At 64.6% G+C, this 2,873-nt stretch carries 3 protein-coding genes; all 3 read left to right on the top strand.

Features of this window, described 5'->3' with window-relative positions:
- A partial coding sequence (locus DBR20_RS16535) for an ATPase, T2SS/T4P/T4SS family (protein ID WP_181393112.1) occupies window positions 1-455 on the top strand: 455 nt, incomplete at its 5' end.
- Between the two features lie 100 nt (window positions 456-555).
- Window positions 556-1,698: a PilT/PilU family type 4a pilus ATPase gene (locus tag DBR20_RS16530; RefSeq protein ID WP_285834928.1), complete on the top strand. Its 1,143-nt coding sequence runs from the start codon at window positions 556-558 to the stop codon at window positions 1,696-1,698.
- 142 nt (window positions 1,699-1,840) lie between these two features.
- Window positions 1,841-2,824 (top strand): aldo/keto reductase, encoded by a 984-nt coding sequence (locus tag DBR20_RS16525; RefSeq protein WP_100551726.1) that lies wholly within the window; start codon window positions 1,841-1,843, stop codon window positions 2,822-2,824.
- Window positions 2,825-2,873 lie beyond the last annotated feature (49 nt).

Below are 2,873 nucleotides of genomic sequence, written 5' to 3'. Positions count from 1 at the left end.
AGGACCCGGACATCATCCTGGTCGGCGAACTGCGTGACCTGGAAACCATCCGCTTGGCGCTGACCGCCGCGGAAACCGGCCACCTGGTGTTTGGCACCCTGCACACCAGTTCGGCAGCCAAGACCATCGACCGCATCATCGACGTGTTCCCGGCCGGCGAAAAGCCGATGGTGCGCTCGATGCTGTCCGAATCGCTGCGCGCGGTCATTTCGCAGGCGCTGCTGAAGAAGGTCGGTGGCGGTCGTACCGCTGCGTGGGAAATCATGGTCGGCACCCCGGCCATCCGCAACCTGATCCGCGAAGACAAGGTGGCGCAGATGTATTCGGCCATCCAGACCGGTCAGCAGTACGGCATGATGACCCTGGACCAGCACCTGCAGGACCTGGTCAAGCGCAGCCTGATCACCCGCAACCAGGCCCGCGAATACGCCAAGGACAAGCGTCTGTTCGAATAAGGCGAGGCAATGGCGGGGCAGGGCGCAGCACTACGCCGCCGGCCCCGCGCTGTTTCCTCCACCGACCGATTCCTGGTACATGCCCCATTGGGAGCCCGCCGTGAACACCACCGCGACCACCATCGATTTCACCTCGTTCCTCAAGCTGATGGCGCACCAGCGCGCCTCGGACCTGTTCATCACCGCTGGCATGCCGCCGGCGATCAAGGTCAACGGCAAGATCTCGCCGATCACCCAGACCCCGCTGACGCCGCAGCAGAGTCGCGACCTGGTGCTGAACGTGATGACGCCGGCGCAGCGCGAGGAATTCGAAAAGACCCACGAATGCAACTTCGCCATCGGCCTGTCCGGTGTCGGCCGCTTTCGTGTGAGCTGCTTCTACCAGCGCAACCAGGTCGGCATGGTGCTGCGTCGCATCGAGACGCGCATCCCGACCGTGGAAGAGCTGAGCCTGCCGCCGATCATCAAGACACTGGCGATGACCAAGCGCGGCATCATCCTGTTCGTCGGCGCTACCGGTACCGGTAAATCCACGTCGCTGGCAGCGATGATCGGCTACCGCAACCAGAATTCGACCGGGCACATCATCACCATCGAAGACCCGATCGAATTCGTGCACAAGCACGAGGGCTGCATCATCACCCAGCGCGAAGTCGGCATCGATACAGACAGCTGGGAAGCCGCGCTGAAAAACACCCTGCGCCAGGCACCGGACGTGATCATGATCGGCGAGGTGCGTACCCGCGAGGGCATGGACCACGCCATCGCCTTTGCTGAAACCGGCCACCTGGTGCTGTGCACGCTGCACGCCAACAATGCCAACCAGGCGATGGACCGCATCGTCAACTTCTTCCCGGAAGATCGCCGCAACCAGCTGCTGATGGATCTGTCGCTGAACCTCAAGGGCGTGGTCGCGCAGCAGTTGATTCCTTCGCCGGATGGCCGCTCGCGCAAGGTCGCGATGGAGATCCTGCTGGGCACGCCGCTGGTGCAGGACTACATCCGCGACGGCGAGATCCACAAGCTGAAGGAGCTGATGAAGGATTCGGTCCAGCTGGGCATGAAGACCTTCGACCAGAGCCTGTTCGAGCTGTACCAGGCCGGTGAGATCAGCTACGAGGACGCACTGCGCTACGCCGATTCGCAGAACGAAGTGCGCCTGCGCATCAAGCTCAGCCAGGGCGGCGATGCCCGCACCCTGTCGCAGGGACTGGATGGGGTGGAGATTTCAGAGGTTCGGTAACAGCGGCGCCGGCCACCGGCGCCGGTGCGATGGGTGGCAGGACGGCATTCATGAAATCCAGTCATGACCGACTGCCATCCAGGTCGTTCAATCCGCCGGCCCTGCAGGCGTATCGTCATCGCTCCCCTACTGGAGCACGACGATGCAGACACGTGAACTCGGCCGCAGCGGCCTGAAAGTCTCCGCCCTGGGCCTGGGCTGCATGGGCCTGAGCCACGGCTACGGTCCCGCCGTCGAGCAGAGCCAGGGCATCGCCCTGCTGCATGCGGCGGTCGAACGCGGGGTGACCTTCTTCGACACCGCCGAAGTCTATGGGCCGTATACCAACGAAGATCTGCTCGGCAAAGCGCTGGCGCCGCACCGCGACAAGCTGGTGATCGCCACCAAGTTCGGCTTCAAGGACGCACAGGTCGACACCGGCCTGGACAGTCGCCCGGAGAACATCCGCGCGGTGGCCGAAGCCAGCCTCAAGCGCCTGCGCACGGACCATATCGACCTGTTCTACCAGCACCGTGTGGATCCGAACGTGCCGATCGAGGATGTGGCCGGTACCGTGCGTGACCTGATCGCCGAGGGCAAGGTGCGCCACTTCGGGTTGTCCGAAGCCAGTGCCGCCACGGTGCGTCGCGCCCATGCCGTGCAACCGGTGGCCGCAGTGCAGAGCGAGTACTCGCTGTGGTGGCGCGAGCCGGAGCGTGAACTGTTGCCGGCGCTGCAGGAACTGGGCATCGGCTTCGTCCCGTTCAGTCCGCTGGGTCGCGGCTTCCTGACCGGCGCGATCAATGCCGACACCACCTTCGCCGCCAACGATTTCCGCAACACTGTGCCGCGCTTCGAAGTGGAAGCACGTCGGGCCAATCAAGCGCTGGTTGATCGCATCACCACGATCGCGGCGGCGCGCGGCGCCACTCCGGCACAGGTTGCGTTGGCCTGGCTGCTGGCGCAGGCACCGTGGATCGTGCCGATTCCGGGTACGACCAAGATCCATCGCCTGGAAGAGAACCTGGCCGCCGCCGACCTGCAGCTGTCGCCGGCCGAGCTGGAGCGTATCGCGCAGACGCTGCAGGAGATCGCCATCGTCGGCGAGCGCTACAACGCGCAGCGTGCGGCACAGGCCAAGGGCTGATCGCAGTGGGTGCGTTCTGTGGTGGGTGCGGACCGTTGGTCCGCACGCC

This window comes from Stenotrophomonas sp. HMWF023 (genome assembly GCF_003060985.1).
Classification (GTDB): domain Bacteria; phylum Pseudomonadota; class Gammaproteobacteria; order Xanthomonadales; family Xanthomonadaceae; genus Stenotrophomonas; species Stenotrophomonas lactitubi.
The sequence above is the reverse complement of the archived record's forward strand: the minus strand, read 5'-3'. Positions and strand labels throughout refer to the sequence as shown.

Excerpts from the sequence above, each read along its gene's own strand:
- DBR20_RS16525 (WP_100551726.1), top strand. The coding sequence starts at position 1,841 with ATGCAGACACGTGAACTCGGCCGCAGCGGCCTGAAAGTCTCCGCCCTG.